At 64.7% G+C, this 25,606-nt stretch carries 26 protein-coding genes and 2 riboswitches; of the genes, 24 read left to right on the forward strand and 2 right to left on the reverse strand.

Annotated features, from left to right (window positions below):
• Positions 1-320: 320 nt before the first annotated feature.
• From LFT47_RS04230 to LFT47_RS04310, 17 genes are all read left to right on the forward strand, one after another.
• Complete coding sequence (locus LFT47_RS04230; protein ID WP_236815595.1) at positions 321-575, forward strand: flagellar FlbD family protein; 255 nt, start codon at positions 321-323, stop codon at positions 573-575.
• A gap of 3 nt (positions 576-578) precedes the next feature.
• Positions 579-1,406 carry a motility protein A gene (locus LFT47_RS04235; RefSeq protein ID WP_236815596.1) on the forward strand — a complete coding sequence of 276 codons (828 nt, stop codon included), beginning with the start codon at positions 579-581 and terminating at the stop codon, positions 1,404-1,406.
• On the forward strand, positions 1,403-2,200 hold the full coding sequence (locus LFT47_RS04240; protein WP_236815597.1) for an OmpA/MotB family protein: 798 nt from the start codon (positions 1,403-1,405) through the stop codon (positions 2,198-2,200). The genes LFT47_RS04235 and LFT47_RS04240 overlap by 4 nt, the downstream gene beginning before the upstream one ends.
• 80 nt (positions 2,201-2,280) lie before the next feature.
• Entirely contained in the window at positions 2,281-2,721 is a 441-nt protein-coding gene (locus LFT47_RS04245) for a helix-turn-helix transcriptional regulator (RefSeq protein ID WP_236815598.1), read from the forward strand.
• A 164-nt stretch (positions 2,722-2,885) separates the two neighbouring features.
• Entirely contained in the window at positions 2,886-3,296 is a 411-nt protein-coding gene (locus LFT47_RS04250; RefSeq protein ID WP_236815599.1) for a TOBE domain-containing protein, read from the forward strand.
• Positions 3,293-4,105, forward strand: coding sequence for a molybdate ABC transporter substrate-binding protein (gene modA, locus LFT47_RS04255; RefSeq protein ID WP_236815600.1), 813 nt, complete (start codon positions 3,293-3,295; stop codon positions 4,103-4,105). The genes LFT47_RS04250 and modA overlap by 4 nt, the downstream gene beginning before the upstream one ends.
• A gap of 66 nt (positions 4,106-4,171) precedes the next feature.
• Entirely contained in the window at positions 4,172-4,582 is a 411-nt protein-coding gene (locus LFT47_RS04260; protein WP_234751509.1) for a VOC family protein, read from the forward strand.
• Between the two features lie 125 nt (positions 4,583-4,707).
• Positions 4,708-5,604: a flagellar motor switch protein FliM gene (locus tag LFT47_RS04265; protein ID WP_236815601.1), complete on the forward strand. Its 897-nt coding sequence runs from the start codon at positions 4,708-4,710 to the stop codon at positions 5,602-5,604.
• A complete protein-coding gene (gene fliN / locus LFT47_RS04270) occupies positions 5,601-6,332 on the forward strand; it encodes a flagellar motor switch protein FliN (RefSeq protein WP_236815603.1) in 732 nt (243 codons plus the stop codon). The genes LFT47_RS04265 and fliN overlap by 4 nt, the downstream gene beginning before the upstream one ends.
• Complete coding sequence (gene fliO / locus LFT47_RS04275) at positions 6,333-6,830, forward strand: flagellar biosynthetic protein FliO (protein WP_236815605.1); 498 nt, start codon at positions 6,333-6,335, stop codon at positions 6,828-6,830.
• A gap of 119 nt (positions 6,831-6,949) precedes the next feature.
• Positions 6,950-7,702, forward strand: coding sequence for a flagellar type III secretion system pore protein FliP (gene fliP, locus LFT47_RS04280; RefSeq protein ID WP_236818338.1), 753 nt, complete (start codon positions 6,950-6,952; stop codon positions 7,700-7,702).
• Positions 7,702-7,977, forward strand: coding sequence for a flagellar biosynthesis protein FliQ (gene fliQ / locus LFT47_RS04285; RefSeq protein WP_236815608.1), 276 nt, complete (start codon positions 7,702-7,704; stop codon positions 7,975-7,977). The genes fliP and fliQ overlap by 1 nt, the downstream gene beginning before the upstream one ends.
• Position 7,978: 1 nt before the next feature.
• A complete protein-coding gene (locus tag LFT47_RS04290) occupies positions 7,979-8,737 on the forward strand; it encodes a flagellar biosynthetic protein FliR (RefSeq protein WP_236815610.1) in 759 nt (252 codons plus the stop codon).
• Positions 8,737-9,840: an EscU/YscU/HrcU family type III secretion system export apparatus switch protein gene (locus LFT47_RS04295; protein ID WP_236818340.1), complete on the forward strand. Its 1,104-nt coding sequence runs from the start codon at positions 8,737-8,739 to the stop codon at positions 9,838-9,840. Before LFT47_RS04290 ends, LFT47_RS04295 begins: the two co-directional genes overlap by 1 nt.
• Positions 9,841-9,901: 61 nt before the next feature.
• Positions 9,902-11,947, forward strand: coding sequence for a flagellar biosynthesis protein FlhA (locus LFT47_RS04300; protein ID WP_236815612.1), 2,046 nt, complete (start codon positions 9,902-9,904; stop codon positions 11,945-11,947).
• Positions 11,925-12,932: a hypothetical protein gene (locus LFT47_RS04305; protein WP_236815613.1), complete on the forward strand. Its 1,008-nt coding sequence runs from the start codon at positions 11,925-11,927 to the stop codon at positions 12,930-12,932. Before LFT47_RS04300 ends, LFT47_RS04305 begins: the two co-directional genes overlap by 23 nt.
• 4 nt (positions 12,933-12,936) lie before the next feature.
• Positions 12,937-13,185, forward strand: coding sequence for a carbon storage regulator (locus LFT47_RS04310; RefSeq protein WP_236815615.1), 249 nt, complete (start codon positions 12,937-12,939; stop codon positions 13,183-13,185).
• Positions 13,186-13,529: 344 nt separating this feature from the next.
• Here LFT47_RS04310 and LFT47_RS04315 read toward each other — a convergent pair whose 3' ends face one another.
• Positions 13,530-13,982 carry a hypothetical protein gene (locus LFT47_RS04315; protein WP_236815617.1) on the reverse strand — a complete coding sequence of 151 codons (453 nt, stop codon included), beginning with the start codon at positions 13,980-13,982 and terminating at the stop codon, positions 13,530-13,532.
• A 337-nt stretch (positions 13,983-14,319) separates the two neighbouring features.
• Here LFT47_RS04315 and LFT47_RS04320 point away from each other — a divergent pair, with 337 nt between their 5' ends.
• A complete protein-coding gene (locus LFT47_RS04320; RefSeq protein WP_236815619.1) occupies positions 14,320-15,138 on the forward strand; it encodes a sigma-70 family RNA polymerase sigma factor in 819 nt (272 codons plus the stop codon).
• A gap of 8 nt (positions 15,139-15,146) precedes the next feature.
• Here LFT47_RS04320 and LFT47_RS04325 read toward each other — a convergent pair whose 3' ends face one another.
• On the reverse strand, positions 15,147-16,688 hold the full coding sequence (locus LFT47_RS04325; protein WP_236815621.1) for an MFS transporter: 1,542 nt from the start codon (positions 16,686-16,688) through the stop codon (positions 15,147-15,149).
• Positions 16,689-16,771: 83 nt separating this feature from the next.
• On the opposite strand from LFT47_RS04325, the gene LFT47_RS04330 reads away from it, so the two are divergent.
• From LFT47_RS04330 to LFT47_RS04355, 6 genes are all read left to right on the forward strand, one after another.
• Positions 16,772-17,320, forward strand: coding sequence for a TetR/AcrR family transcriptional regulator (locus tag LFT47_RS04330; protein ID WP_234751534.1), 549 nt, complete (start codon positions 16,772-16,774; stop codon positions 17,318-17,320).
• A gap of 189 nt (positions 17,321-17,509) precedes the next feature.
• Positions 17,510-17,607, forward strand: a riboswitch (glycine riboswitch).
• 1 nt (position 17,608) lies between these two features.
• Positions 17,609-17,716: riboswitch (glycine riboswitch) on the forward strand.
• Positions 17,717-17,768: 52 nt separating this feature from the next.
• Entirely contained in the window at positions 17,769-20,615 is a 2,847-nt protein-coding gene (gcvP, locus tag LFT47_RS04335; protein WP_236815623.1) for an aminomethyl-transferring glycine dehydrogenase, read from the forward strand.
• Between the two features lie 13 nt (positions 20,616-20,628).
• Positions 20,629-21,762 (forward strand): glycine cleavage system aminomethyltransferase GcvT, encoded by a 1,134-nt coding sequence (gcvT, locus tag LFT47_RS04340; protein WP_236815625.1) that lies wholly within the window; start codon positions 20,629-20,631, stop codon positions 21,760-21,762.
• 535 nt (positions 21,763-22,297) lie between these two features.
• Positions 22,298-22,681 carry a glycine cleavage system protein GcvH gene (gene gcvH / locus LFT47_RS04345; RefSeq protein ID WP_236815627.1) on the forward strand — a complete coding sequence of 128 codons (384 nt, stop codon included), beginning with the start codon at positions 22,298-22,300 and terminating at the stop codon, positions 22,679-22,681.
• Entirely contained in the window at positions 22,678-24,015 is a 1,338-nt protein-coding gene (gene glyA, locus LFT47_RS04350; RefSeq protein ID WP_272909609.1) for a serine hydroxymethyltransferase, read from the forward strand. The genes gcvH and glyA overlap by 4 nt, the downstream gene beginning before the upstream one ends.
• 148 nt (positions 24,016-24,163) lie before the next feature.
• Positions 24,164-25,594 (forward strand): L-serine ammonia-lyase, encoded by a 1,431-nt coding sequence (locus tag LFT47_RS04355; RefSeq protein WP_236815634.1) that lies wholly within the window; start codon positions 24,164-24,166, stop codon positions 25,592-25,594.
• The last annotated feature ends 12 nt before the right edge of the window (positions 25,595-25,606 follow it).

The raw sequence follows: 25,606 nt of genomic DNA on the forward strand, positions 1-25,606 counted from the left end.
GGGGGAAGGAAATGCGGGCTCACAGCTTGAAACTTTAGGTTAGCCATACCTAAATTTCCATCCAGAATGCCCCATCGTGACCGGAATCACATGTATTACGCAAGATTTACATGACCTAATGCGCGAAGGGCAGGCGTACCGCTCAGTGCGCCTCGGATTCTTCTGAGTAGACCCTGCTTGCGTAGTCCTCCAGGGCCTGCGCTGATGGGTAGCCGGGAGACGCAGGTCGGCTGCAAGCTAACGCAAGCGTGCCGCCGGCCGACAGTAGGAACTGAACCGCCCACCTACAAACGCCTCCCTACCTAGAGCAGAAACGGCCCATGATCGTTGTCACCCGCCTGAACGGCACCCGTTTTGCCGTGAATCCGGACATTATTGAACGGATCCACGAAAGCCCGGACACCCATCTGGTGACCCTCGACGGCGCTACGTATGTTGTGCGGGAAAGCCTCGCGGACGTCGTGGAACTGATCGCGAACTACCGGGCCTATATTCTTCGGCGGGCACAGGATCTCCCCACGGTGACGGGCTATCCCTTGAGCCTCGTGCGCACACCGGACCCGGACGGAAGGTAATCCATGGATCCCTCGACAATAATCGGGCTGTTCTTGGCCTTCGGCTCGGTGGTTGCCATGGTGACCCTCGAAGACGCCAACCTCATGGCCCTCCTGCTCCCCGCGCCAATGGTCCTGGTTTTCGGTGCCACCCTGGCCGTAGGCCTGGCCGGGAACACCTTCCGTGACACCGTGCGGGCCTTCAAGGACCTCCCCAAGGCGTTCAAGGGAAAGACGGACAAGCCGCAGGACAGTATCGACCAGCTGATCGGCTTTGCCGAGAAGGCGCGGAGCGAGGGTCTTCTCTCCCTTGAAGAGGCGGCTGTGGACGAGAAGGATCCTTTTCTGGCCCGCGCCCTCCAGAACATCGCCGACGGCACGGATGCCGAAGAGCTGCGCATCCTCATGGAAGACGAGATCGACTCCAAGATGCGAAGCGACCATGTCTCTGCCAAATTCTTCGCCAGCCTGGGCGGATATGCGCCGACCATCGGCATTATCGGCACCGTGGTCTCCCTGACCCACGTCCTTGAAAACCTCTCCTCACCTGATCATCTGGGACCAATGATCGCCTCCGCTTTCGTTGCTACCCTCTGGGGTTTGTTGTCCGCGAACTTCATTTGGCTTCCGTTCGCCTCGCGGCTCAAGCGACTCTCGGAGCTCGAAATCGAGCGGATGACCCTCCTGATGGAGGGGATCCTGGCGGTGCAAAACGGGACCCAGCCCCTCCTGCTCGCCGAACGGCTCCGTGCCATGGTTCCCGCAGACAGGCTTGGCAAGGCGAAAACCGCAAAGAAGAGCGACGACGACGAAGCCCGCCCCGGCAAATTCGCTTCGTCCAAGGCCGCATGAGGTCCCGGCGCCGCCGCGGTTCTCCTCCGGCGGAAGAACACGTCGACGAACGCTGGATGGCTTCCTACATGGACATGGTCACGGTGCTCATGTGCATGTTCATCGTGCTCTTCGCAATGTCCACAGTGGACCAGGCCAAATTCGACAAGCTCCGCAATTCGCTGGCCACGGGTTTCGGCACGGTGGCCAGCCAGAAAGTGGACACCGCCACCGGGACAGTCGTTCCGCCGGAATACACAAGCGCCGACGCCCAGGGATTCTCCAACCTGGACCTGGCGCTCAAGGAAGCGGACCGGCTCACCGCCTTGCGCGACGAGATGAAGTCCAAGCTCGACGCCGCGGGGCTGGGTGCCAATGTGCAGTTCCAGATCAGCGAACGCGGACTCACGGTGAAACTCGTAGGATCGCAGACCTTCTTCGAACCCGACAGGCCGGAACTCACGCCCCGCGCCAGCCAGGTCCTTGGCATGATTGCACCGCCCATGGCCAAGGCAGCCCTTGAAGTCATGGTGGAAGGCCATGCCGCCAACGGCATCACCTCGTACCCCTCCACATGGGAGCTTTCTTCTGCGCGCTCGGTCAACGTCCTGAGGTACCTCGTCGACCATGGGGGCATAGCGGCCGGGCACATCGGCGCCGTCGCGTTCGGATCCGCCAGGCAGGTCAACGACGATTCCACCGAGGCGCTGATGGAACTCAACCGCAGGGTCGACGTCGTCGTCCTCTCGGATAAACCCGAAGTGGTCCGCGCGCTGATCCCCGAGGCACTCAAGGCGAGGGCCGGCGGCCAATAGGGCGGCGCGCTTGTCCCGCAGGTGACGGGACGGCGTCGGGATCCGTGGAAATGGCCAGCGCGCCGAGGTACGCTCGTGGCATGACCCCGGAAGACATCGCCAGGCTCACGTACTTGCGTAAGGCCCGCGACCTGATCGACCGCGAGTACGCCAAACCGCTCGACGTGCCGACCATGGCCAGCCATGCGTACATGTCACCGGCGCACTTCTCGCGGCAGTTCCGGGCCGCTTATGGGGAAACCCCTTACAACTACCTCATGACCCGCCGAATCGAGCGCGCGATGGCACTCCTGCGCGGCGGAATGAGTGTGACCGACGCATGCATGGAGGTCGGTTGTACCTCGCTTGGCTCCTTCAGTTCGCGTTTCACGGAACTCGTGGGGGTGCCGCCGAGCACTTACCGCGCCCGCGAACACCTGGCCGTGGCTGCCATGCCTGCGTGCGTGGCGAAGATCCGCACGCGGCCCAGCCGGAACGAAGCGGGCAAACGCCGGGAAGCGCTTTCGGTCGCCGCGGACTGACCACGCCGTAGTACGCCAACACACGCCAGAGGTTCCGTCCCAGTGGGGCGGGACCTCTGCTGCGTCCGGGACGTCTACTAAGCGGGACCGCCGGGGACACGGTCACATTTGATTTGCGGAAGATGCATGCCGTCATAACCGCATTTGAGGATTATTCTGAAGTTATGCCAAATATTCGAGTATCTGAAGCTGCCCGGTTCCTGGGCGTCAGTGACGACACCGTGCGGCGCTGGACCGAGAACGGCATCCTGACCCCCGTCAAGGATGATTCCGGGCGGCTGGCCGTTGATGGGCTGGAACTTGCCCACGTCGCGCGGGACCAGGCCCAACTGCCCGAGGATCCTACCCGGGTGGGCCGTTCGGCACGCAACCGCTTCGTCGGCCTGGTCACCGGCATCACGGCCGACAAGGTCATGGCACAAGTGGAACTGCAATGCGGTCCCTTCCGTGTCGTCTCCCTCATGAGCAGCGAGGCTGTCCGGGAGCTCGGGCTCGAACTCGGGTCGGTTGCCACCGCCGTCGTCAAGGCGACCACCGTCATCATCGAAACACCCCAAGGAAAGAGCATCATATGAGGATCACCCGCAAGCCTTTCGCCGCGCTGCTCGTTGCCGGCGCCCTCGCGGCCAGCCTTGCCGGCTGCGGTTCAGGCAACCCCGCCGGCACCGCGAGCAGCGGATCCGCCAGCGCCAGCGCAACGCCAAAGCTCGCGGGTACAGTGACGGTCTACGCTGCCGCCTCGCTGAAGGCAACGTTCACCAAGCTGGCCGGCGAATTCGAGGCTGCGAACCCGGGCACCAAAGTCGCCCTGAGCTTCGCCGGGTCTTCAGACCTCGTCACGCAGATCACCCAGGGCGCTCCGGCAGACGTCTTTGCCTCGGCTGACACGAAGAACATGGCCAAGCTCTCCGATGCCAAGCTGCTCGACGGAACGGCCAAGAACTTCGCCACCAACGTCCTGACCATCGCCGTCCCGCCGTCCAACCCGGCGTCGATCAGCTCCTTCGCTGACCTCGCCAAGCCGGGGGTCAAGGTGGTCGTCTGTGCGAGCCAAGTACCCTGCGGCTCCGCCGCCCAAACCATCGAAAAGGCCACCGGCACAACCCTGAAGCCCGTCAGCGAAGAGTCTTCCGTGACTGACGTCCTGGGCAAGGTCGCCTCCGGAGAGGCCGACGCGGGACTTGTCTACGTCACCGACGTCAAGGGCGCCGGGGACAAGGTCAAGGGCATCACCTTCCCCGAGTCGGACAAAGCCGTCAACACCTACCCGATCGGCACCGTCGGCACCAGCAAGAACAAGGATCTGGCCGCGGCTTTCATCGCATTGGTCACGGGAAGTGAAGGCAAGAAGGTTCTCGGCGACGCCGGCTTCGGAACGCCGTAGTCCTCACGAAACAAGCGAGCAGGATTCGAGAAGCGCTCGTCAACGCGCCGGACTAGCGTCGTTGACATGACTATTTCACTGCAGTACTCACACATCACTGTCAACGATCCCGACGAAGCACTCACCTTCTACCGGGACGCCCTCGGCCTCGAGGTGCTCAACGACGTCGCGCAGGGCGGATTCCGTTGGGTGACGCTCGGAAGCGCGGACCAGCCGGGCGTTGAAATCGTGCTCTCCGAACCGCACGCGGGCCGGTCCAAGGCCGACGGCGACTCCCTCCAGGAGCTGCTCACCAAGGGGGTCCTCGGGCCGATCGTCTTCCGTTCCGATGACGTCGACACGCTCTTCGAGAAGGTCAGGGCTTCCGGAGCAGAGGTCATGCAGGAGCCGATCGACCAGCCGTGGGGTCCCCGCGACTGCGCGTTCCGCGATCCTTCGGGCAACATGGTGAGGATTTCGCAGGCGCCGGCCGCCTAAGCCAGCCTGACTTCGTGGGGGACGGCCGGGGGCTGCGTTCCGAAACGCAGCCCCCGGACCACACCCACGAACCCGCCCGAGATCAGTCCCTTACGCCCGCGCTTTCCTTGCCGATAGTGGCAACCGTGAGTGAACAGGAAGATCAATCGACGGTACGGCAGCGCACCGTGGACGTCTATGACTTCCGCAGGCCCACCACCTTGCCGCGCCAACACAGCCGCGTCTTGGAAGTCGCCTTCGAGACGTTCGCCCGCCAATGGGGAACACAGCTCACGGCCAAGGTCCGCGTGAAGTCCACCGCGACCCTGGAACAGCTCATCATGCAGAGCTACGACGAATACGCCGCGTCCCTGCCTTCGGTCACCGCGATGGTGCTGTGCCGCATTGAGGGTAGCGAGTCGCGGCTCGTGATGCAGTTTCCTGCCACGGCGGCACTGTCCTGGGTCACCCGCATGTTGGGTGGGGCCAGCGAAACGGCCGTCCCGGATCGGAAGTTCACCCAGATCGAGCAGGCCCTCATCAGCCGCATGGTGGAAGACGGACTCGAGGACCTGAGCTATTCGCTTGGCGCCCTCCTGACCACCCCGGTGCGCATGGATGTCATCCAATACAACTCCCAGTTCGCCCAGGCCGCGGCTCCGGCGGAGCTCATGATCGTGGCCTCATTCACCGTGAAGGTGGGCGAAACCGTCGCCGCAGCCAGCCTCGCGATTCCCGCCGACGTCCTGCTTTCCGGGCTAGGCGACGTCAATCCCACTGTCCACAGCCGCGACGCCGAGGCGCTGGTCCGCGCCCAGGTCACCCAGGTGCCGGTAGACGTAGCCATCCAGCTGAGCCCCACTCCGGTGACGCCGGCGCAGATCCTGGGCCTCGCCGTCGGGGACGTCATTGCGCTGCCGCACCGGGAGAACCGGCCGTTCGACGTCGCCATCAACGGCACCCGCCTGGCCACCGCAGCACCGGCCCGCAACGGTTCCCGTGCAGCCGCCGTCATCGTCACAATCGAGGAGAACCAGCGATGAGCATCACCCTGACCCTGCACGAGTCCGCGGCCGAGCGTCTGGCCATGCAGCTGCCGACTCCCGCCACGCTGCACGTCTCCGGCATTGTCCCGTCCCAGGCCGCTGCGGCATATGCACCTCTCGCGGTCACGGCCAGTTTCGTGGGCGCCGTGACCGCGGACTTCGCACTCATCCTCACGGACCGTTCCTTCCTGGCCGCCGCGGGCGGCGGGTTGAACGGCGTCGTGTCCGGCGTTGACGTACTGCGTCCGGCGATGGAAGACGCAGCCGAGGCGTTCGACGCCGGCGTGCTGGGGGAGTTGCGCGAGGAAGACGCCGCGGGGCTGCTGTCCGACTCCGAAACGGCTGTTTTTGAACTGCGCCAGTCTCCCTCGTCCGACGGCGGGCAGGTGTTCGGTTGGTTCGCCGTCCGGGTCCGCGAACACGGGACCGTGCAGGACAACGCTGCCGCGCGGAGCGCCCAGTCCGGGGCGATTTCGTCCCGCCTGGGACTGATCAGCAACGTCGAAATGGCCCTCACCGTGGAGATCGGCCGCACGCGCATGTCCGTGCGCGACGCCCTTGCCCTGGAACCGGGCAAAGTGATCGAGCTGGACCGCTCGGCCGGCGCACCCGCGGACGTCCTCCTCAACGGGCGTTTGATTGCCCATGGTGAAGTCGTCGTCGTGGACCAGGACTATGCAGTGCGCATCACCCGCATCCTGGACGTCGCCGAGGGAATCTACTAGATGGATTCGCTCATCCTCGGGCTACGCGTGCTCGTGGCCCTGGGTGCGGTGCTGGGGCTCATTTGGGTCCTGCAGCGCCGCCTTCTCAAAGGAAAGGCCAAGGGCCGACGCCGGGCCAACACCACCCTGACGGTGGTCAGCCGGCAGACTGTCGGCCAAAAGGCCTCGGTGGTGGTGGTCGACGCCGGCGACAAACGCTTCCTTTTGGGTGTCACCGAGCACGCCATCAATGTCCTGCACAGCGGCGACGTACCCGTGGAGGTTCCGGACAACTCTCCGGCGCCCGAGAGTTTCGCCGACATCTTCCGCGACGCCGGTGGCGCGTCACTTGCGGACAACGGGCCCCGAACCGCTCCACTCCAAGGCAGTAGACTCACACGCCGCAGCGAGATCCACCGCCGCAGCGAGCTGGACAAACCACAGCCAATGCACGGCTCCATCCTTGCCGGTTCCACCTGGCGGCAGGCCGCCGAGGCCATCAGGGGACGCCGGAATTGATCCTGACCCTTGGGCCTGCCGATGCCCGCAGCACCGGCAGGATATTGCTTGCGGTGCGCAGGACGCTTCCCGCGGTGCTCTGTGTCCTGTTGCTGACGGCACTGTTCCTGTGGCTGGGCATGTCAACCGGACATGCGGCACCGGTCAGTCCGACGCCACCCACTCCGCCAGTAGTTCCCACCGCACCGGCCCAACCGTCCAACGGCAACGTCAGCATCAACATCAATGGGCTGGACGGAAAGCCGTCCACCGCGGTGGTGACCCTGATCGGGATCACCCTGCTCTCCGTCGCGCCTGCGCTGCTGCTCATGATGACCTCATTCACCAAGATCTTCGTGGTGCTGGCCATGACCCGCAACGCCCTGTCCCTCCCGTCCATCCCGCCCAACCAGGTACTGGCCGGGCTGGCGCTCTTCCTGTCCCTGTTCGTGATGTGGCCGGTGATTTCGGAGATCAACAACGTCGGCATCCAGCCCTACCTGAACGGGACGCTGGACTTCAACGGAGCCGTTTCGGCCGGGTCCGCCCCGCTCCAGCACTTCATGGTGGCCCACACCCGGCAAGAAGACATTGCCCTAATGACCCGGGCGGCCAAGCTGGAAAACCCGGCCAACCCGCAATCGGTCCCGTTGCAGACCCTGATCCCGGCGTTCATGATCTCCGAGCTCCGGGCAGCGTTCATCATCGGTTTCGTCATCTTCATCCCGTTCCTGGTGATCGACCTCGTGGTCTCGGCCGCGCTGATGTCCATGGGCATGATGATGCTTCCGCCGGTGATGATCTCGCTGCCTTTTAAGATCCTGTTGTTCATCCTGGTGGACGGCTGGGGACTCGTGATCACCGCCCTGATCCAGAGTTATTCGAGCGGCTGATGGACACCAACGCCGTCCTGGACATCTGCCTCCAGGCCCTGATCCTCGCGGCCAAGCTCGCCGCGCCCGCCCTGGTGACCGCGCTGGTGGTGGGCCTCGCCATTTCCCTCTTGCAGTCCATCACCCAGCTTCAGGAAGCCACCCTCTCCTTCGTGCCCAAGGCAGTCGCAGTGGCCGTGGCCTTGGTGGTGTGCGGGCACTGGATGATCACCGAGGCCGTCTCCTTCACCCATGAGCTCTTTGCCCGGATACCCGGGCTGATCGGCGGAGCGTGAAGTGGAGCTGCCCTTCAACCAGTCCTGGCTTGAGGTCCTGTTGCTGGCCTCCGTCCGGATGACGGCCTTCCTCGTAGTGGCCCCGCCCTTCTCGCACCAGGCAATTCCGCTGCGCATCAAAGCGATGCTCGGCATCGGCTTGGGGCTGGCAGTTTCCCAGCGACTCTCGGTTGGCTACACGTCCAAGGACACCGCTGGCTTCATCACGGCCGTGGTCCTTGAACTCGTGACCGGCCTGGTCCTTGGCTTCCTCGTGCTGCTCGTCTTCGCGGCGATCCAATCGGCCGGGAGCCTGATTGACCTGTTCAGCGGCTTCCAGATGGCCCAGGGCTTCGATCCCCAGATGATGATCAACGGCGCCCAATTCACCCGGCTGATGCAGATGGCCGCCCTGGCCCTGCTTTTCGCCTCGGACGGCTACCAGCTCGTGATCGGGGGTCTGACCGGGAGTTTCACGGCGTTGCCGCTGGCCGGAGGACTGGACATGGCACAGCCTGTACACGCGATGATTTCCGCTGTCACCGGGATGTTCCTTTCCGCGGTCCAAATCGCCGGGCCGCTCCTGGTGGTGCTGGTACTCGCCGACATCGGGCTGGGGCTCCTCACCCGGGTGGCGCCCGCCCTGAATGCCTTCGCCTTGGGCTTCCCGCTCAAGGTCTTCATCACCTTGGGGCTCGCAGGGTTCCTGTTCCTGGCACTCCCGCGGCTCGTTGCCATGCTCGCCCAGCAAGCGGCGAACACACTGATGGGGGTGGGATGATGTCGGATTCCCAGGAGAAAACCGAGCAAGCCACTGACAAACGGATGCGGGAAGTCCGGTCCAAGGGGCAGCTTTCCCGCTCGCAGGATCTCACCGCGTGGCTCGCCGTCGGATCCGCCGCAGCCATGATCCCGTCCACCATCGAGCGTGCCTCCAACGCTGCGGCGGACCAACTGTTCACCGTCCGGGGCGTCATCGCGAATCCCGATCCTGCCAAAGCCGTCGCAGCGCTCGAAGCCGGGTTCGGTTCCCTGGCCCAAGTGCTGGGTCCCCTGTTCGTGGTGGTCTTGGTAGTAGTGCTGGCTGGATCCGCGCTGCAGGGCGGCATCCACTTCAAGAAGTTCCGCGCTGAGTTCGAGCACTTCAACCTTGTCAGCGGCGTCAAGCGGATCTTCGGCGCCCAGGCACTGTGGGGCGGCCTGAAAGCGCTCTTGAAGACCGCCGTCGTCGGGCTTGTCCTCTACGCGGTGGTGCAGGGGCTCATCCCGGTGCTGCTCACCGCCGGGGGACTGCCGGTGTCCGGCATCCTTTCGGCAGCGGCCGGAGGCATAGGTTCGTTGATCCAGTTCGCCGTGCTGGCGGGCCTGGTCCTTGCCGCCGCGGACATCTTCGTGGTCATGCGCCGCAACCGCAAGAAGACGCGCATGTCCAAGAAGGAAATCAAGGACGAAAACAAGAACAGCGACGGCGATCCCCTCATCAAGTCCCAGCGGCGTTCGCGCCAATTGAGCATGAGCCGGAACCGCATGATCGGCGCGATCGCAGACGCCGACGTCGTGATCGTCAACCCGACGCACGTCGCCGTAGCGCTGAAGTACGACGCCGGCAAAGCGGCACCACGCGTCGTGGCCAAGGGAGCGGGCGTGATTGCCGCCCGCATCAGGGAAGAGGCGGAGGCGAAATCGGTCCCGATGGTCCAGGACATCCCGCTCGCGAGGGCACTTCACTCGGCCTGCGAACTGGGCCAGGAAATCCCTGTGGAGCTCTACCGGGCCGTGGCTGGAGTCCTGGCGTTCGTCATGTCGCTCAAGGCCAGGGGAGCGGCACGCGGAATGCACCGTTTGCCGGGCGTGGCAGGAACCATGGCCGGAGCGCCTGCGTGAGCCGGCACCGCAGCCCCCGAACCGCACCCAGCAACCACACCACCCCGGACAGGACACAGCAATGAACAGATTCGCCAGGCTCACCGTGCCGGTGGGAATCGTGGGCATCGTACTGCTGCTCGTAGTTCCCGTGCCGGCGCCGCTGCTGGACTTCCTGATCGTCTGCAACATCCTGCTCGCCCTGCTGATCCTGCTCACCAGCATGTTCGTCAAGAAGCCCCTGGACTTCTCCGTCTTCCCGTCCTTGTTGCTTGTGGCTACGCTATTCCGGCTGGGGCTCAACGTCGCGTCCACCCGGCTGGTGCTGGGACAAGGATTCGCCGGCCAAGTGATCGATGCCTTCGGCAAGGTCACGGTGGGCGGCTCCATGATCATTGGCGCCGTGGTGTTCCTGATCCTGGTGGTCATCCAGTTCGTGGTGGTCACCAAGGGCGCCGAGCGCGTGGCCGAGGTGGGGGCACGGTTCACGCTGGACGCGATGCCCGGCAAACAGATGGCCATCGACGCCGACCTCAACGCCGGCCTCATCACGGATGCCCAGGCCCGCAAGCGCCGCGCCGAGGTGTCCGCTGAGGCCGACTTCTACGGCGCCATGGACGGGGCCTCGAAGTTCGTCAAGGGCGATGCCATCGCGGGGATCATCATTATCATCATCAACTTCGTCGGCGGCATTGCCATCGGCGTGCTGCAGCGCGGCATGAATGTGGGCGACGCGCTGAACTCCTATGGCCTGCTGACCATGGGCGACGGCCTCGTTACCCAGATCCCCGCCCTCCTCATGGCCGTGTCCACGGGCATGATCGTCACCCGGTCCAATGCCGAAGAAGACATGGGCCGCACGGCCTCCTCGCAGCTCATGCAGTCGCCCAACGCCTTGCTCATCGCGGGCCTGGCTGCAGTGGCCATGGCACTCATCCCCGGCATGCCCATCGTGCCCTTCCTGATGGTCGGCGCTGCCCTGCTGTTCGGCTCGAGGCGCCTGGCGGCGCAGCAGAAGAAGCAGAGTGAAGCGGAGGACGCCCAGGAAGCGGCCACCCTGAGCTCCGAGGAAGACCCGAACGAGCGGCTCATGCAGGACATGCGCGTCCACCCCCTCGAGATCCTGCTGGCTCCGGACCTTGTCGACATGGTCTCCGGCGCCTCGGACGACCTCCTGGCCCGTGTCCGCTCTTTGCGCCACAAGATCGCCATGGAGTCGGGGATCGTGATTCCGCCCGTCCGCACGCGCGACAACGTCGAGCTGCCGCCGGCCACCTATGCCATCCGCATTGCGGGGGTGGAAGCCGGACGCGGCACGGCGCCGTCGGGCAAGTTGCTTGCCCTCGGCGATTATCTTGACGCCCTGCCCGGTACCTCCACGGTGGAACCGGTCTTCGGGCTGGCCGGGAAGTGGATTCCCACTGAGATGCGCCACAGCGCCGAAATGACCGGCGCAACTGTGATCGACCGGGTTTCCGTGCTGGTGACCCACCTGTCGTCGATCGTCTCGGCCAACGCCGCAAGGCTCCTCACCCGCGAGGACGTCAGGGTCCTGACGGAAGGCGTGCGCAAACAGAGCCCCGCCGCCGTCGAGGAACTCATTCCCGGGCTTATGTCCTTGGCCGAAGTGCAGCGGGTGCTACAGGGCCTCCTCGAAGAACAGGTCCCCATCAACGATCTTCCCCGCATTTACGAGGCACTCGCCTTGCGCGCCAAGGTTTCCACCGAGCCCGAGGCTTTGGTGGAAACCGCCCGGCAGTCCCTGGGGCCCGCGCTCGCAGCCAAGTTCCTGGACGGCACGGTGCTCAATGTGATCATGATCGATCCGCTCCTGGAACAGTCCATGCTCGAAGACATGCGCCCGGCCGAAGGGGGTACCCAGATCGTCATGAGCCAAGCGCGCCTGGACGCCGTCCTGGCCTCTGTGCAGTCTTCAGTGGAGGCCGCGGCAAATGCAGGACGGCAAGCTGTCCTGGTGTGCGCCCCGGCGTTGCGGCCCGCGGTCCGGCGGCTCGTGGCTGCTCCCGACGGCGGTGTTCCCGTGTTGTCATACCGGGAAGTGACGTCCGCAAACATCCAGATCGAAACCGTGGGGGTGGTCCGCCATGCCGAAGCAATACAAGCTTAAGGGCACCTCCCTGGACGACATCCGGGCGAAAGCCGAGCAACAGTACGGTCCCGGAGCGCGGATCGTCTCCGCCGAGAAAGTCACCAATCCGGGGATCGCCGGTCTCTTCGCAGCCAATCGCTACGAGGCCACCATCGAAGTTCCGGCAGAGGGTTCCACCCAACTAGCTGGCAATAGTTGTCGTTTTGAGGGCTCAGAACGACAACAAGTGCGAGCTAGTTGGGATGCCCACCTTGGCGGGGAGGCGCATGCGTTGCAGGGGCCCGCTATCGCCGCGCTCCTGGAGCAAGCCGACGCCGCCGAGATGGACCTGCACCGGCCCGAGGCAGCCGTTTCAACCGCCTCCCCGGATTTCGCCGGGATATTGGAGCAGCTGGGGAAGGAGTTCGAGGCGCCGGTCTCCGGACCACAAACGCAAGGGATCCTGACCGCGTTGCCGGCCCCCGCCGTCGGGCACGCCGTTCCTGTGCCCGTACCGGCGCCACTTGCCGGAAACGGCAACCTGATCATCCTGCTTGGCCTCGGCGACGACGCTCTGGGACCAGCGCTGGAAATGTCCATCGCCGAGGGCGGTTCCGACGTCCGGACGGCCGGAGCGTTGACCGCTTTCGGCCACCTTCACGTAGCGGGGCGTCAGGGCGCGACGGCGGCGCGCGCCCAAGCGGTGCTCACGGGCCAAACCGTGCTGGTGGCGTACGGACTCGGCAGGCAAGGCGCAGCCGTGACGCATGCGGTGGACATCGCAGCCCTCGCCGCAGACCAGTTGTGGCTGGTTGTTGACGCCGGGCGGAAAGCGGAAGACACGGCAGCTTGGGTCCGGGCGCTTTCCGCCGCTCTCGCCTCCGAGCGTGTCCGTCTCGACGCCCTCGCTGTTTTGGGAGCGTCGGAGACCGGAAGTCCCGAGACGGTCAACGGACTCGGTTTTCCCATCGGGTGGGTGGACGGCAAGCCCGCCCGCGTTGCAGTGCTCGGAAAGGTAGATTGAGAGCATGCTGGTACTGACACGCAAGCCGGGCGAACAGATCATGATTGGTGAGGACATCGTCATCACCGTCATGGAAGGCCGCGGCGACGGCGTGCGGATAGGGATCGAGGCCCCCCGCGGGGTGTCCATCCAGCGTCGCGAAGTGGTCGAGGCGATCGCCGCGGCCAACCTCGCTGCTGCCCAGGCCGGCCCCGAAGCCGAGGAACTCGTTGCCGGGCTGCGTCCGCCTGTCCGGAAACCGAAGGCGGATTAGCGCGCAAGGTGGGGAATGTTGGCTCAGACACCCAAGTTGTCTACAAGAATGCGATCTGACTGATTGCGATGAAGATTCGGACGATTGACGAGCGGGACATGAACTTGATCTGTGTCGATCCGTCTTTCCGAGTGATAGACGTCTGGCTCGACCCCAACAGTGGTGCTTGGGACAAGTCGCAGGCTTTCGATATTTCGTCTAGCAGCCTCTTGGAAGTACTTGAGTGGGCGAAATTGGACAGGCAATCGTGCAACTTTTCGGAGGTTTACGCCTACGATGCAAACCCGAACTCGGGACAGCCAAGCTTTATTCTCTTGCACACTGTCGTCCATCGGTAGCCGTCGCTACTCCAAGCCCAGGAACTCCTTGAGGAGCGGCAGCGAGCAATCCCGGGTCACGGCCAGGGCCCGCTCGATATTGGCGTTTTCCGCGAGGAGCATCACGTCATCCGCCGTCTCAGCCCGCGTGACCTCTCCCGTCGCCGTGGTCCCATTGTCGCCGGGTTGCACAGAGCCAAGCGGCGGGTTCCCCGCTCCGCGTGGCCCCGTCAGGAGAGCCCTGACGTTGGCGGCCGCGGTTGTTTCGACTTGCCTGAGCAAGACGACCAGCTCACGGTGGTGTTCCTGCAGCAGTTCAGGCCAGATCCCGGGCGGGGCCGCTGAAGCGATCATCGGCAGCGTGGCGTTGGCCGGCAGGCTCCATTCGATGGCCAGGGCAGACGACTCGATGTTCCGGGCAAGGGTGTCGAACCGAAGGTTTTCCAGGACCTTTTCCACGTCAGCGGCAGTGAATTTCAACCAAGGCCAGTTGCCTGCCCGAACGTGCAGCAACTGTGTTTCGAGCCGGTATAACAGCAGTTCCAGCTGTCTCCGCTCGCGCCACAGCATCGCCGATAGCTCATCCGCCCCCACGGTTCCCCACTCCCCGGTTTGGCCAGCGGAACATGATTCCGAAGCCTCTTTTGTATCTTTTTCATGAGCGTACACGCATTGTTATTTTTCAGATGATATGTTCACTGAATACATGTCTGTTCCATGTAATCTTCGGCACGTTGCATCGTCTCAGCAGCTCGCCCATGAAGCCCTTGGAATCAGGCTTGGCAACTCAATAAACAGGTCTCATGGGGGGACTAATTTGAATCGCGAAGAACGCAACGAGTTGGTGCTGCAGCACTTGCCACTCGTTGGCTACTTGGTGTCGGAGCTCTGCGCGAGAGCTTCTCATTTGTCGCGCGACGATTTCGCATCGGTAGGGTCCGTGGCGTTGATAACGTCTGCCGATTCCTTCGATCCGAACCTCGGAGTCCCCTTCGGCGCATTTGCGCGCCGCCGCATCGTCGGAGCCTTTGCGGACGAGATGCGGGCCAGCGACTGGGCCACGCGCTCTGCGCGCAAACGCATCAAGGAAACCATGTCGGTCCAGGAAACGCTGTCCGGCCTCCTTGGCCGCACGCCGTCGGTCGCCGAAACCGCATCAGCCCTGGGTGTCGAACGCAGCGTGGTGGAAGCCGCCCTGGCCGACGCCGCACGGACGCTGTCGCCGCTGGACGACGTCGTGGTGGACACCGTCGCGGCCGACACCATCTCCCCGGAGCACTCGGTCTTGGCCGATGAGCGCCTCAAGTACCTTCGCGCCGCCGTCGCGGCCCTGCCGGAAAAGATGCGGTACGTCGTCGAGGAGATCTACTTCGGCGGGCGGACCGTCAAGGAACTCGCCGAGGAACTCGGTTCCACGCACGCTGCGGTCTCACAACAGCGCGCCGAGGGCATCCGCCTCATGCGCGATGGGCTGTCCGCGCATTACGCGGACGATCCCGGGCAATCCTTCGAGCCCCAATCGCGCATTACTGCCCGACGCCGGCACGACTACCTCTCGACGCTTGCCACCGCTACCTTGGGCGGAATTACCCGTAGTTTCAGCTCGCCTGATGCTGCCTTGAACCGGGCTGTCTAGACTCAGCCTTACTTTGCGGTGGGCACGCGTCGGAGCACGACGGCGGCAAGGACTGCCGCTCCCGCCATCAATACCAGCCCGATCGCCGCCGTGATGTGGACGCCCGATTCAAAGGCGGCACGCGCGGCGGTGGCCAGGGCGTCGCCCAATGGCTGGGGCAGCGTGGCCGCAACGTCCATGGCTCCGGCGAGCGTCTCCCGCGAGCGTTCGGCTGCGTGGCCGGACAATTCGCCCGGGAGCAGCAAGTGGTGTTGGTAGGACGCTGTCAGGATGGAGCCGAGCACGGCCGTGCCCAGCAATGATCCGAGTTCGTAACCCGTTTCCGAGATCGCCGATGCCGCACCCGCCTTGTCGGCGGGAACCGCGCCGAGGATCAGGTCGTTGGAGATGGTCTCCGCCGAACCGACCCCGATGGCCAGCAGCAGGAGTGCCGTCAAAAGATACCCGGGCCCCTGGCTGTGGTTGCCCAGGGAGGCCACGAGGTATCCAACCGCGCTCAGTGCCAGCCCCGATGCCACCACCAGGCCCGGGCGGATCCGCTTGACGAGTGGAACCACCACCAGGCCCGCCACCATGGTGGCCAGCAGTGCCGGAACCATCGCGATACCCGCCTGCATCGGGGATTGGCCTTCCACGAGCTGCAAGTGCTGCGCGAAGAAGTAGATGAAGCCCGTCATGGAGAAAAGGGACAAGACGTTGGCCGTGATGGCAGTGCTGAAGACCTTGTTCCGGAAAAGCCGTACATCCAACATCGGCGATGCCAAAGAGCGCTGCCGGCGCACGAAGACGATTCCCATGGCCAGGCCGAATGCCATGAAGGCCGCGGACCCGGGGCCAAAACCGTGCACGGCGGCCTCCTTGATTCCATAAACCACGGGGGCCATGGTCAAGATGGACAGCACGACGCTGGGCACGTCCGGCTTGCCCGGGTTGCGATCCTTGGACTCCGGAATGAGGGACGGGCCGAAGGCGAGCAGGGGCAGCAACAGTGGCACCGCAACCAGGAACACGGCTCCCCACCAGAAGTGCTCCACGAGCCAGCCGCCGAAGATCGGCCCGAGCGCGGCGCCGCCGGAGAATCCGGCGGCCCATACAGCGACGGCGAGCCGACGGCGGCTCGGGTCCGGGAAGATGTTGCGGATCAAGGACAGCGTGGACGGCATGAGCATGGCTCCGAAGATGCCCATGCCGGCACGTCCGGCGATGAGCCATTCAGCCGATGGCGCGAAGGCGGTGGCCGCGGAAACGGCGGCGAACCCGGTGCTGCCGGTCAACAGCAAGCGGCGGCGGCCGATCCTGTCTCCCAGGTTTCCCATGGACACCAAGAGTGCGGCAAGCACAAGCGCATAGGCATCGACGACCCATAGCAGCTGCACGCCCCCGACTTCCAGCGAACGGGCGATTTGCGGAAGGGCAAATGTCAGCGCCGTATTGTCCACAGCCACCAGCAACACGGGGAACATCAGGAGTGCGAGGGCAGCCCAATCGCGCCACGGGGCGGATTGGATCGAAGGGGTACGGGGGTGCTGGGTTGTGGACGGGCTGAACATGAAGATAACTGTACCGTCTGGACGGTATAGTTTCAATTCGACTCATAAAATTGGCAACATCGAACTAAGGGATGATGGACACCATGCCGCGAAAACCTATTGCCCGGGACGCTGTCCTGGATGCCTTTGAAGCCCTGCTGATCGAGGTGGGGGAGCGGGCTGCCACCCTGGACGCCGTCGCCAAGCGCGCAGGCGTATCCAAGGGCGGACTGCTCTACCATTTCCCGAACAAGGAAGCCATGATCGGTTCCTTGCTCGAACGCATGGACGGGCTGGCCGCGCTGGACATCGAGGCAATGAAGGCAGCCCCCGAAGGTGCCGCCGCGTTCTTTATCAAGTCTTCCCTGTGGGCGGATACTCCCTTGGACCGGGTGTTTGTGGCGGCGACGCGCCTCGCGGAAGTAGCCCATGAAGAAACCCGCAGGCGTTTCGCCGGGATCCAGCAACAATGGCTCGATGTCCTCGCCGAGGAAGTGGGGCCCGAAATGGCCAAAGCGGTCCGGTACATGGGCGATGGACTTTACTTCAACGCAATGCTTGAAGGCGGCGCCGGTGATACGGAAGTCAAGGCCAGCGCGAGAAGCGCCGACGTCGGTGCGCTGCTGGCCGCCGTCGAACGCCTCCGTGACTGAGCGGCGGCCCAACTGACTCGCAGTAGATGTCGTTTTGAGGCTCCAAAACGACAAAAAGTGCGAGTCAGTTGGGAAAGTCGGGCGGCTCGGTGACCATATTTGCGGACGCGGGCAGTCCATAGGACAATTGAGAGTTGTGGCAGCCGTCACCGGCAACCACGATCTGATTCACATAACTGAATACGCCTTTGATCTGCGGCGGGAGAGTCCTGCAGGCATGTGATGCAGGCGCCGTAGGAGCAAATCCTCCCCAGGAATCTCTCAGGCCCACGCACCGCCGCGGCAAGGCAACTCTGGAAAGCAGTACGCTGACGTGTGCTCACCGACGGTGCAAGCGGAACAGTGCCACAAGCACGGATTCGCGGAAACTCTCAGGTCCAATACAGAGCGGGGAGGAACCCGATTAGCTGTGGCGTACCCTGCGCCGCCTTATTAATGGAGTTCCTTCGTGACGGTTAGTTCAACCTCCACTACGTTCGTAGACCGGCATATCGGCGCCCGCCGCCAGGCCGACATTGACATCATGCTCAAGTCGGTTGGTTACGACAGTGTCGATTCGCTCGTAGACACCGCGGTTCCCAATGACATCCGCCAGGACGTCGCACTCAGGCTCCAGAACGCCCTCAGCGAGGTGGAAGTTCTGGCTGAACTTCGCAAGCTGGCGGCCAAGAACAAGACGGCCGTGCAGATGATCGGCCAGGGCTACTACGACACCGTCACTCCGCCGGTGATCCGCCGCAACATCCTCGAATCCCCGGCCTGGTACACGGCCTACACGCCGTACCAGCCGGAAATCTCCCAGGGCCGCCTCGAAGCCCTGCTGAACTTCCAGACGATGGTCCAGGACCTCGTGGGCCTGCCCATCGCCAATGCCTCCCTGCTGGACGAAGCCACCGCCGTCGCCGAAGCGGTCCTCATGATGCGCCGCGCCAACAAGAACAAGACGGCCCACGACGGCAAGACAGTCCTCGACGCCGACTGCCTCCCGCAGACCATCGCTATCGTGAAGGGCCGCGCCGAGGCGTTGGGCTTCGAGGTGGAGATCGCGGACCTGTCCCAGGGCCTGCCCGACGGCGACATCAACGGCATCGTGCTGCAGCAGCCGGGCGTTTCGGGCCGGGTGTTCGACCACTCCGCCGTGATCGCCGCCGCCAAGGAACGCGGCGCGCTCGTCACCGTCGCCGCGGATCTCCTCGCCCTCACCCTGATCACGCCTCCGGGCGAGCAGGGCGCCGACATCGCCGTCGGCTCCACCCAGCGCTTCGGCGTGCCGCTGTTCTTCGGCGGCCCGCACGCCGCGTACATGGCGGTCCAGAAGGGCCTCGAGCGCTCCATGCCGGGCCGCTTGGTGGGCGTTTCCAAGGACGACGCCGGCACTCCGGCCTACCGCCTCGCGCTCCAGACCCGCGAGCAGCACATCCGCCGCGAGAAAGCGACGTCCAACATCTGCACCGCGCAGGCCCTGTTGGCCATCGTTTCCTCGATGTACGCCGTCTACCACGGCCCCGATGGCCTGAAGGCGATCGCCGAGACCGCCCACAACCACGCCCGGACCCTGGCTGCGTCCTTGAAGGCCGCCGGCCTTGAGGTCCTGCACGGCAGCTTCTTCGACACCGTCACCGTCCGCGTCCCGGGCAAGGCAGCCGGGATCGTTGCTGCTGCCGAGGCCAAGGGCATCAACCTGCGCGCCATCGACGCCGACACCGTAGGAATCTCTGTTGACGAGACGACGACGGCGACCGTCCTCGCCGACGTCGCTGCGGCGTTCGGCGCCACGGTGTCCGGTGACGGCGCGGGTTTCGCCCTGGAGGCCGCCGTCGAGCGCTCTTCCGACTACCTTCAGCACCCGGTGTTCAACACCCACCGTTCCGAGACCCAGCTGCTGCGCTACATCCGCAAGCTTTCGGACCGCGACCTGGCGCTGGACCGCACTATGATCCCGCTGGGATCGTGCACCATGAAGTTGAACGCCACCGCAGAGATGGAAGCCATCTCCTGGCCGGAATTCGCCTCGATCCACCCGTTCGCCCCGGATTCCCAGACCGAAGGCTGGCGCGAGCTCATCACGGACCTGGAATCCCAGCTGACCGAGATCACCGGTTACGACCAGGTCTCCATCCAGCCCAACGCCGGTTCCCAGGGCGAACTCGCGGGCCTGCTGGCTATCCGCGGCTACCACCACTCCCGCGGTGACATCCAGCGCAACGTCTGCCTCATCCCGGCTTCCGCCCACGGCACCAACGCCGCCTCGGCAGTGTTGGCCGGTATGAAGGTGGTGGTGGTTGCCACGGCTGCCGATGGCACCATCGACCACGCGGACCTGCAGGCCAAGATCGACGCCAACAAGGACGTTCTCTCGGCCATCATGATCACCTACCCGTCCACGCACGGCGTGTACGACGCCGACGTGCGCGAAGTCTGCGACTCCGTGCACGCGGCCGGCGGCCAGGTGTACATCGACGGCGCCAACCTGAACGCCCTGGTCGGCCTGGCCCAGCCCGGCAAGTTCGGCGGCGATGTGTCCCACCTGAACCTGCACAAAACCTTCTGCATCCCGCACGGTGGCGGCGGGCCGGGCGTCGGCCCGGTCGCGGCCAAGGCGCACCTTGCACCGTTCATGCCCGGCAATGCCGCGGCTTGGGACGAAGGCAACGACGTTCCGATCTCGGCTTCACGCTTCGGGTCGGCCGGTGTCCTCCCGATTTCCTGGGCCTACGTAAAGCTCATGGGTGGCGAAGGGCTCACCGAAGCCACGAAGTCCGCGCTGCTTGCTGCGAACTACATCGCCTCGCGCCTCAACGAGTACTTTCCCGTTCTCTACACCGGTGAAGGCGGACTCGTGGCCCACGAGTGCATCCTTGACCTGCGCGAACTGACGGCCAAGACCGGCGTCACCGCGGAGGACGTGGCCAAGCGCCTCATCGACTACGGTTTCCACGCTCCCACCCTGGCGTTCCCGGTCGCGGGCACCCTGATGGTGGAGCCCACCGAATCCGAGGACCTCGGCGAGATCGACCGCTTCATCGAAGCCATGATCACCATCCGCAAGGAAATCGACCAGGTTGCCCACGGCGACTTCACGGTGGAGAACAGCCCGCTGCGCCACGCACCGCACACCGCGGCCGCCGTCGTCTCCTCGGACTGGAACCGTGAATACTCCCGCGAGCAGGCCGTCTTCCCGGTCCACCACCTCAAGCAGGACAAGTACTTCCCGCCCGTAGGCCGCATCGACGGTGCCGCTGGCGACCGTAACCTGGTCTGCTCGTGCCCTCCGATCGAAGCCTTCGAGAACTAAAGGACTCCTCACGATGACTGAGAACTACACTGCGCTCTACGAAGAGCACAAGAAGCTCGGCGCTTCCTTCACCGATTTCGGTGGCTGGCAGATGCCCCTGAAGTACTCCTCCGAACTGGCCGAGCACCACGCAGTCCGCCAGTCCGCGGGCCTGTTCGACCTCTCCCACATGGGCGAAGTCTGGGTCACCGGTCCGGAAGCCGCGGCATTCCTGGACTACGCCTTGGTGGGCAAGATCTCCGCCATGTCGATTGGCAAGGCCAAGTACTCGCTGATCTGCCAGGAAGACGGCGGCATCATCGACGACCTCATCACGTATCGTCGCGGCGATGCCAAGTTCCTGGTGGTTCCGAACGCCGGCAACGCCAAGGTTGTGGCCGAGGCACTGGCGCAGCGGGCTGCCAACTTTGACGTCGTCGTCGAGGACGCCTCCGCGGCAACCTCCCTGATCGCCGTCCAGGGTCCCAAGGCGGAAGAAATCCTCCTCCGCTTGGTCCCGGCGGAACAGCACTCGCTGGTCACCGAACTCAAGTACTACGCCGCCGTCGAGGTGCCCTTCGCCTTCGCCGGGAGCACCACGGAACTGCTGCTCGCCCGCACCGGCTACACGGGCGAGGACGGCTTCGAAATCTTCGTGGACAACGATGCCGCCGCCGCCCTGTGGCAAGCAATCGCGGCAGTTGCCCAGGACGGCGAGCTGATCCCCGCCGGCCTGGCCTCGCGTGACTCTCTGCGCCTCGAAGCCGGCATGCCCCTCTACGGCAACGAGCTCTCCCGCGAGGGCAACCCCTTCTCGGCAGGCCTGGGTCCCGTTGTCTCGCTCGCCAAGGAAAGCGACTTCGTAGGCCGCACCGCCCTGGAAGCCTTGAAGGCCGCAGGCGCCGGTTCAACCAGCGGCCGCAAGCTGGTTGGCCTCAAGGGCTTGGGCCGCCGCGCCGGTCGCAGCCACTACCCGGTCCTCAAGGACGGCATAGTGGTCGGCGAAGTCACCTCCGGCCAGCCCAGCCCCACGCTCGGCTACCCGGTCGCGCTTGCCTACGTCGACGTCGAACACGCCGAGCCAGGCACGGCCCTGGACGTAGACCTGCGCGGCAAGTCCGAGCCGTTCGAAGTTGTCGCACTGCCGTTCTACAAGCGAGTCAAGTAAGTCGTCTCGCCTTAGGCCCGTCGGATCCGGGGGGTGGCTGGGAGCCGCGGTCCCGGCGGGTTGCGTGACCGTGGTTGCGTTAGCCCGTCGGGTCCGACATCCTCTGCATGCTCGGTCGCGAAGACGCCCGCTAAGCGGACGTGTCGCTCCCTTAGACGCATGCTGCCGGATGCCGGCACCCGATGGGGCCGTCCAGCTCACCTTCGAATCAGCTCACCGCGGGTTCAGTTTCAGTCCGGCACCTTTGGTTCGCTTTCGAAAGCCAAAGGTGCTGGATGATGGGCCACCTGCCGCAGCTTGGGCCCGCGGAAACTGAATCGGCCCACGGGAACCACGGGTTACCGACTAAAACCCGAAAGGGCCAGCGTTCTTTTCCGGAACTGTTGGCCCCGAAAACTGAACTGACGGAGGGCGGGTGACGGGATTCCGGCAGCGTGCGTCTAAGCGAGGCACGAGCGAGCACGCCGAGGAATTCCGTTATCCGCCACCCAACCTGACCACAACTGTTTTTTTAGACCAACGCAAAGGAAAAAACATGGCAAAAGTTGCACCTGAACTCCAGTACTCCGACGAGCACGAGTGGGTTGCCCGCGAAGCCGGCAACCTTGTGTCCGTCGGTATCTCGGCCGTGGCCACCGATGCCCTCGGCGACATCGTGTACGTCGACTTGCCCGAGGTCGGTTCCGCTGTGACTGCGGGGGAGACCTGCGGCGAGGTTGAGTCCACCAAGTCCGTCTCGGACCTGTACTCCCCGGTGACGGGCGAGATCACGGAAGTGAACTCCGCCGTCGTCGACGATCCTGCCCTGATAAACAACGATCCGTACGGTGCGGGGTGGCTCTTCAAGGTCGCCGCCGAGTCCGACGGTCCGCTGCTTTCCGCCGAGGAATACGCTTCCAAGAACGGTGGCGAGCTGTGAGCGCCGCAACCGGGGCCGCAGGCACCGAGAACATTGTGTTCGAGCAGGTAGTTTCGCCGAGCCTGGACACGGTGTTGTCCGAGCTGGATCCAGAGATCGCGGCAAAGATCGACGATGAGCTGAACCGCCAGCGTTCGGGCCTGGAAATGATCGCGTCGGAGAACCACACTGCCGTGGCTGTCATGCAGGCGCAGGGTTCGGTCCTGACCAACAAGTATGCCGAAGGCTACCCGGGCAAGCGCTACTACGGTGGCTGCGAGCACGTGGACGTCATCGAGCAGTTGGCCATCGACCGGGTGAAGGCCCTCTTCGGTGCCGGGTACGCGAACGTGCAGCCGCACTCCGGCGCACAGGCAAACGCCTCGGTGATGCACGCCCTCATCAAGCCGGGCGACACCATCATGGGCCTGAACCTGGCGCACGGCGGGCACTTGACCCACGGCATGCGGATCAACTTCTCCGGACGCTTGTACAACGTCATCCCGTACCAGGTCCGGGAAGAGGACCACCGGATCGACATGGCCGAAGTGGAGCGCCTGGCGCTCGAGCACAAGCCAGCGCTGATCGTGGCTGGCTGGTCCGCGTATGCGCGCCAGCTGGACTTCGCCGAGTTCCGCCGCATCGCCGACCTCGTGGGCGCGTACCTCATGGTGGACATGGCGCACTTCGCCGGCCTGGTGGCCGCCGGTCTGCACCCGTCCCCGGTCCCGCACGCGCACGTCACGACGTCGACGACGCACAAGACCCTCGCCGGTCCGCGCGGCGGCATCATCCTCTCCAACGACGCCGACATCGCCAAGAAGATCAACTCCGCGGTCTTCCCGGGCCAGCAGGGTGGTCCGTTGGAGCATGTGATCGCGGGCAAGGCCGTGGCCTTCAAGATCGCCGGCTCCGAAGAGTTCAAGGAACGCCAGGAGCGCGTGCTGGCCGGAGCCCGGATCCTGGCCGAGCGCCTCGTCCAGGACGACGTCACTGCCAAGGGGATCTCCGTGATTTCCGGGGGCACGGACGTGCACCTGGTGCTCGTGGACCTGCGCAACTGCGAGCTCGACGGCCAGCAGGCCGAAGACCGCCTCGCGGCGATCGACATCACCGTCAACCGCAACGCGGTTCCGTTCGACCCGCGGCCGCCGATGGTGACGTCCGGTCTGCGGATCGGCACCCCGGCACTAGCCACGCGCGGTTTCGGTGAAGCGGCGTTCCGCGAAGTTGCGGACATCATCGCCGAGGCATTGATCGCCGACGCCGACGCCGACCTCTCCGGTCTACGTCACCGCGTGGAGGCACTCGCCGCCGCGCACCCGCTCTACCCGGGCGTTGCGAACCTCAGCTGAGGTTCTCCGGGCCCGGAGGGGGCTGGGCATCCGGCAGCATGCGTCTAAGGGAGCGTCACGTCCGCGCAGCGGGCGTCTTCGCGACCGAGCATGCAGAGGATGTCCGGCTCCCTCCCCACCCAACCACTCACCTAGTTAGGAACCGACAATGGCTGTTGGCGTCTTCGATCTTTTCTCTATTGGGATTGGTCCTTCGAGTTCGCATACTGTGGGGCCGATGCGGGCTGCTGCGGTCTTTGCGGGCGAGCTCAAGGAGTCCGGTGCCCTGGAACGGGTGGCGTCCCTGCGCGTTGACCTGTACGGTTCCTTGGCTGCTACGGGCCGCGGGCACGGCACCATGACCGCTGTGCTGTTGGGCCTGGAGGGCTACCACCCCGAGGAGATCCTCCCCGAGGAAGTGGAGGAACGGCTCGCCTCGATCGCCGAAACCGGCACGCTGAACCTTTGCGGCGCCGTCGATCCCGAGTCCGGGGTGTCCCTCCCGTACGGGGAAGCGGACATGATCCTGCACCCGCTCACGGTCCTGCCCCGGCACACGAACGGCATGAAGTTCTCCGTGTGCGACGCCGAGGGCGAGGTGCTCCACGAGGCCACGTTCTTTTCCGTGGGCGGCGGCTTCATCGTCCGCGAAGGCGAAGAGGACGCAGCCCAGAAGGAACTGGAGGAGTCCAAGAAGGAACTCCCGCTGCCCTTCCGCACGGCCGCCGAACTCATGGGCCGCTGTTCCTCCAAGGGGCTTGGCATCTCGGACATCATGTTCATCAACGAGCGCGCCTCCCGGACCGAAGAGGAAATCCGCGAAGGCCTGCTGCACATCTACTCTGTCATGGAGGCCTGTGTCGAGACGTCCCTCAAGCGCGAAGGCGTGCTGCCCGGCGGACTGAAGGTCCGGCGTCGGGCTCCCGACTGGCACGAGCGGCTCCTGAAGGAAACCAAAGACCAGGACCCTGACTACCGGGATCCGAAGTACTGGCAGGAATGGGTGAACCTCATCGCGCTGGCCGTGAACGAGGAAAACGCGTCGGGCGGACGCGTGGTCACCGCGCCGACGAACGGCGCCGCCGGGATCATCCCGGCCGTGCTGTACTACGCCCTGCATTTCGCCCCGGGCATGGACAAGGCCACGCAACAGGACCGCGACGAGACGATCGTGAAGTTCCTGCTCGCCGCGGGTGCCGTCGGGGTGCTCTACAAGGAGCAGGCCTCGATCTCCGGCGCCGAAGTGGGCTGCCAGGGCGAAGTGGGTTCAGCGTCTTCGATGGCCGCCGCCGGCCTGGCGGAAGTCATGGGCGGCTCCCCGGGACAGGTGGAGAACGCGGCGGAGATCGCGATGGAACACAACCTGGGCCTGACGTGCGACCCGATCGGCGGGCTCGTGCAGATCCCGTGCATCGAACGCAACGCGATCGCCGCGGCGAAGGCCATCAACGCCGCGAAGATGGCGCTCTGGGGCGACGGCACCCACCGCGTCTCGCTGGACGAGGTCATCGTGACCATGCGCGAGACGGGCAAGGACATGTCCTCCAAGTACAAGGAAACCGCCATGGGCGGCCTCGCGGTCAACGTCGTGGAATGCTGACGACACCACCTC

The sequence above is a fragment of the Arthrobacter sp. FW306-2-2C-D06B genome, assembly GCF_021789175.1.
Classification (GTDB): Bacteria; Actinomycetota; Actinomycetes; order Actinomycetales; family Micrococcaceae; genus Arthrobacter.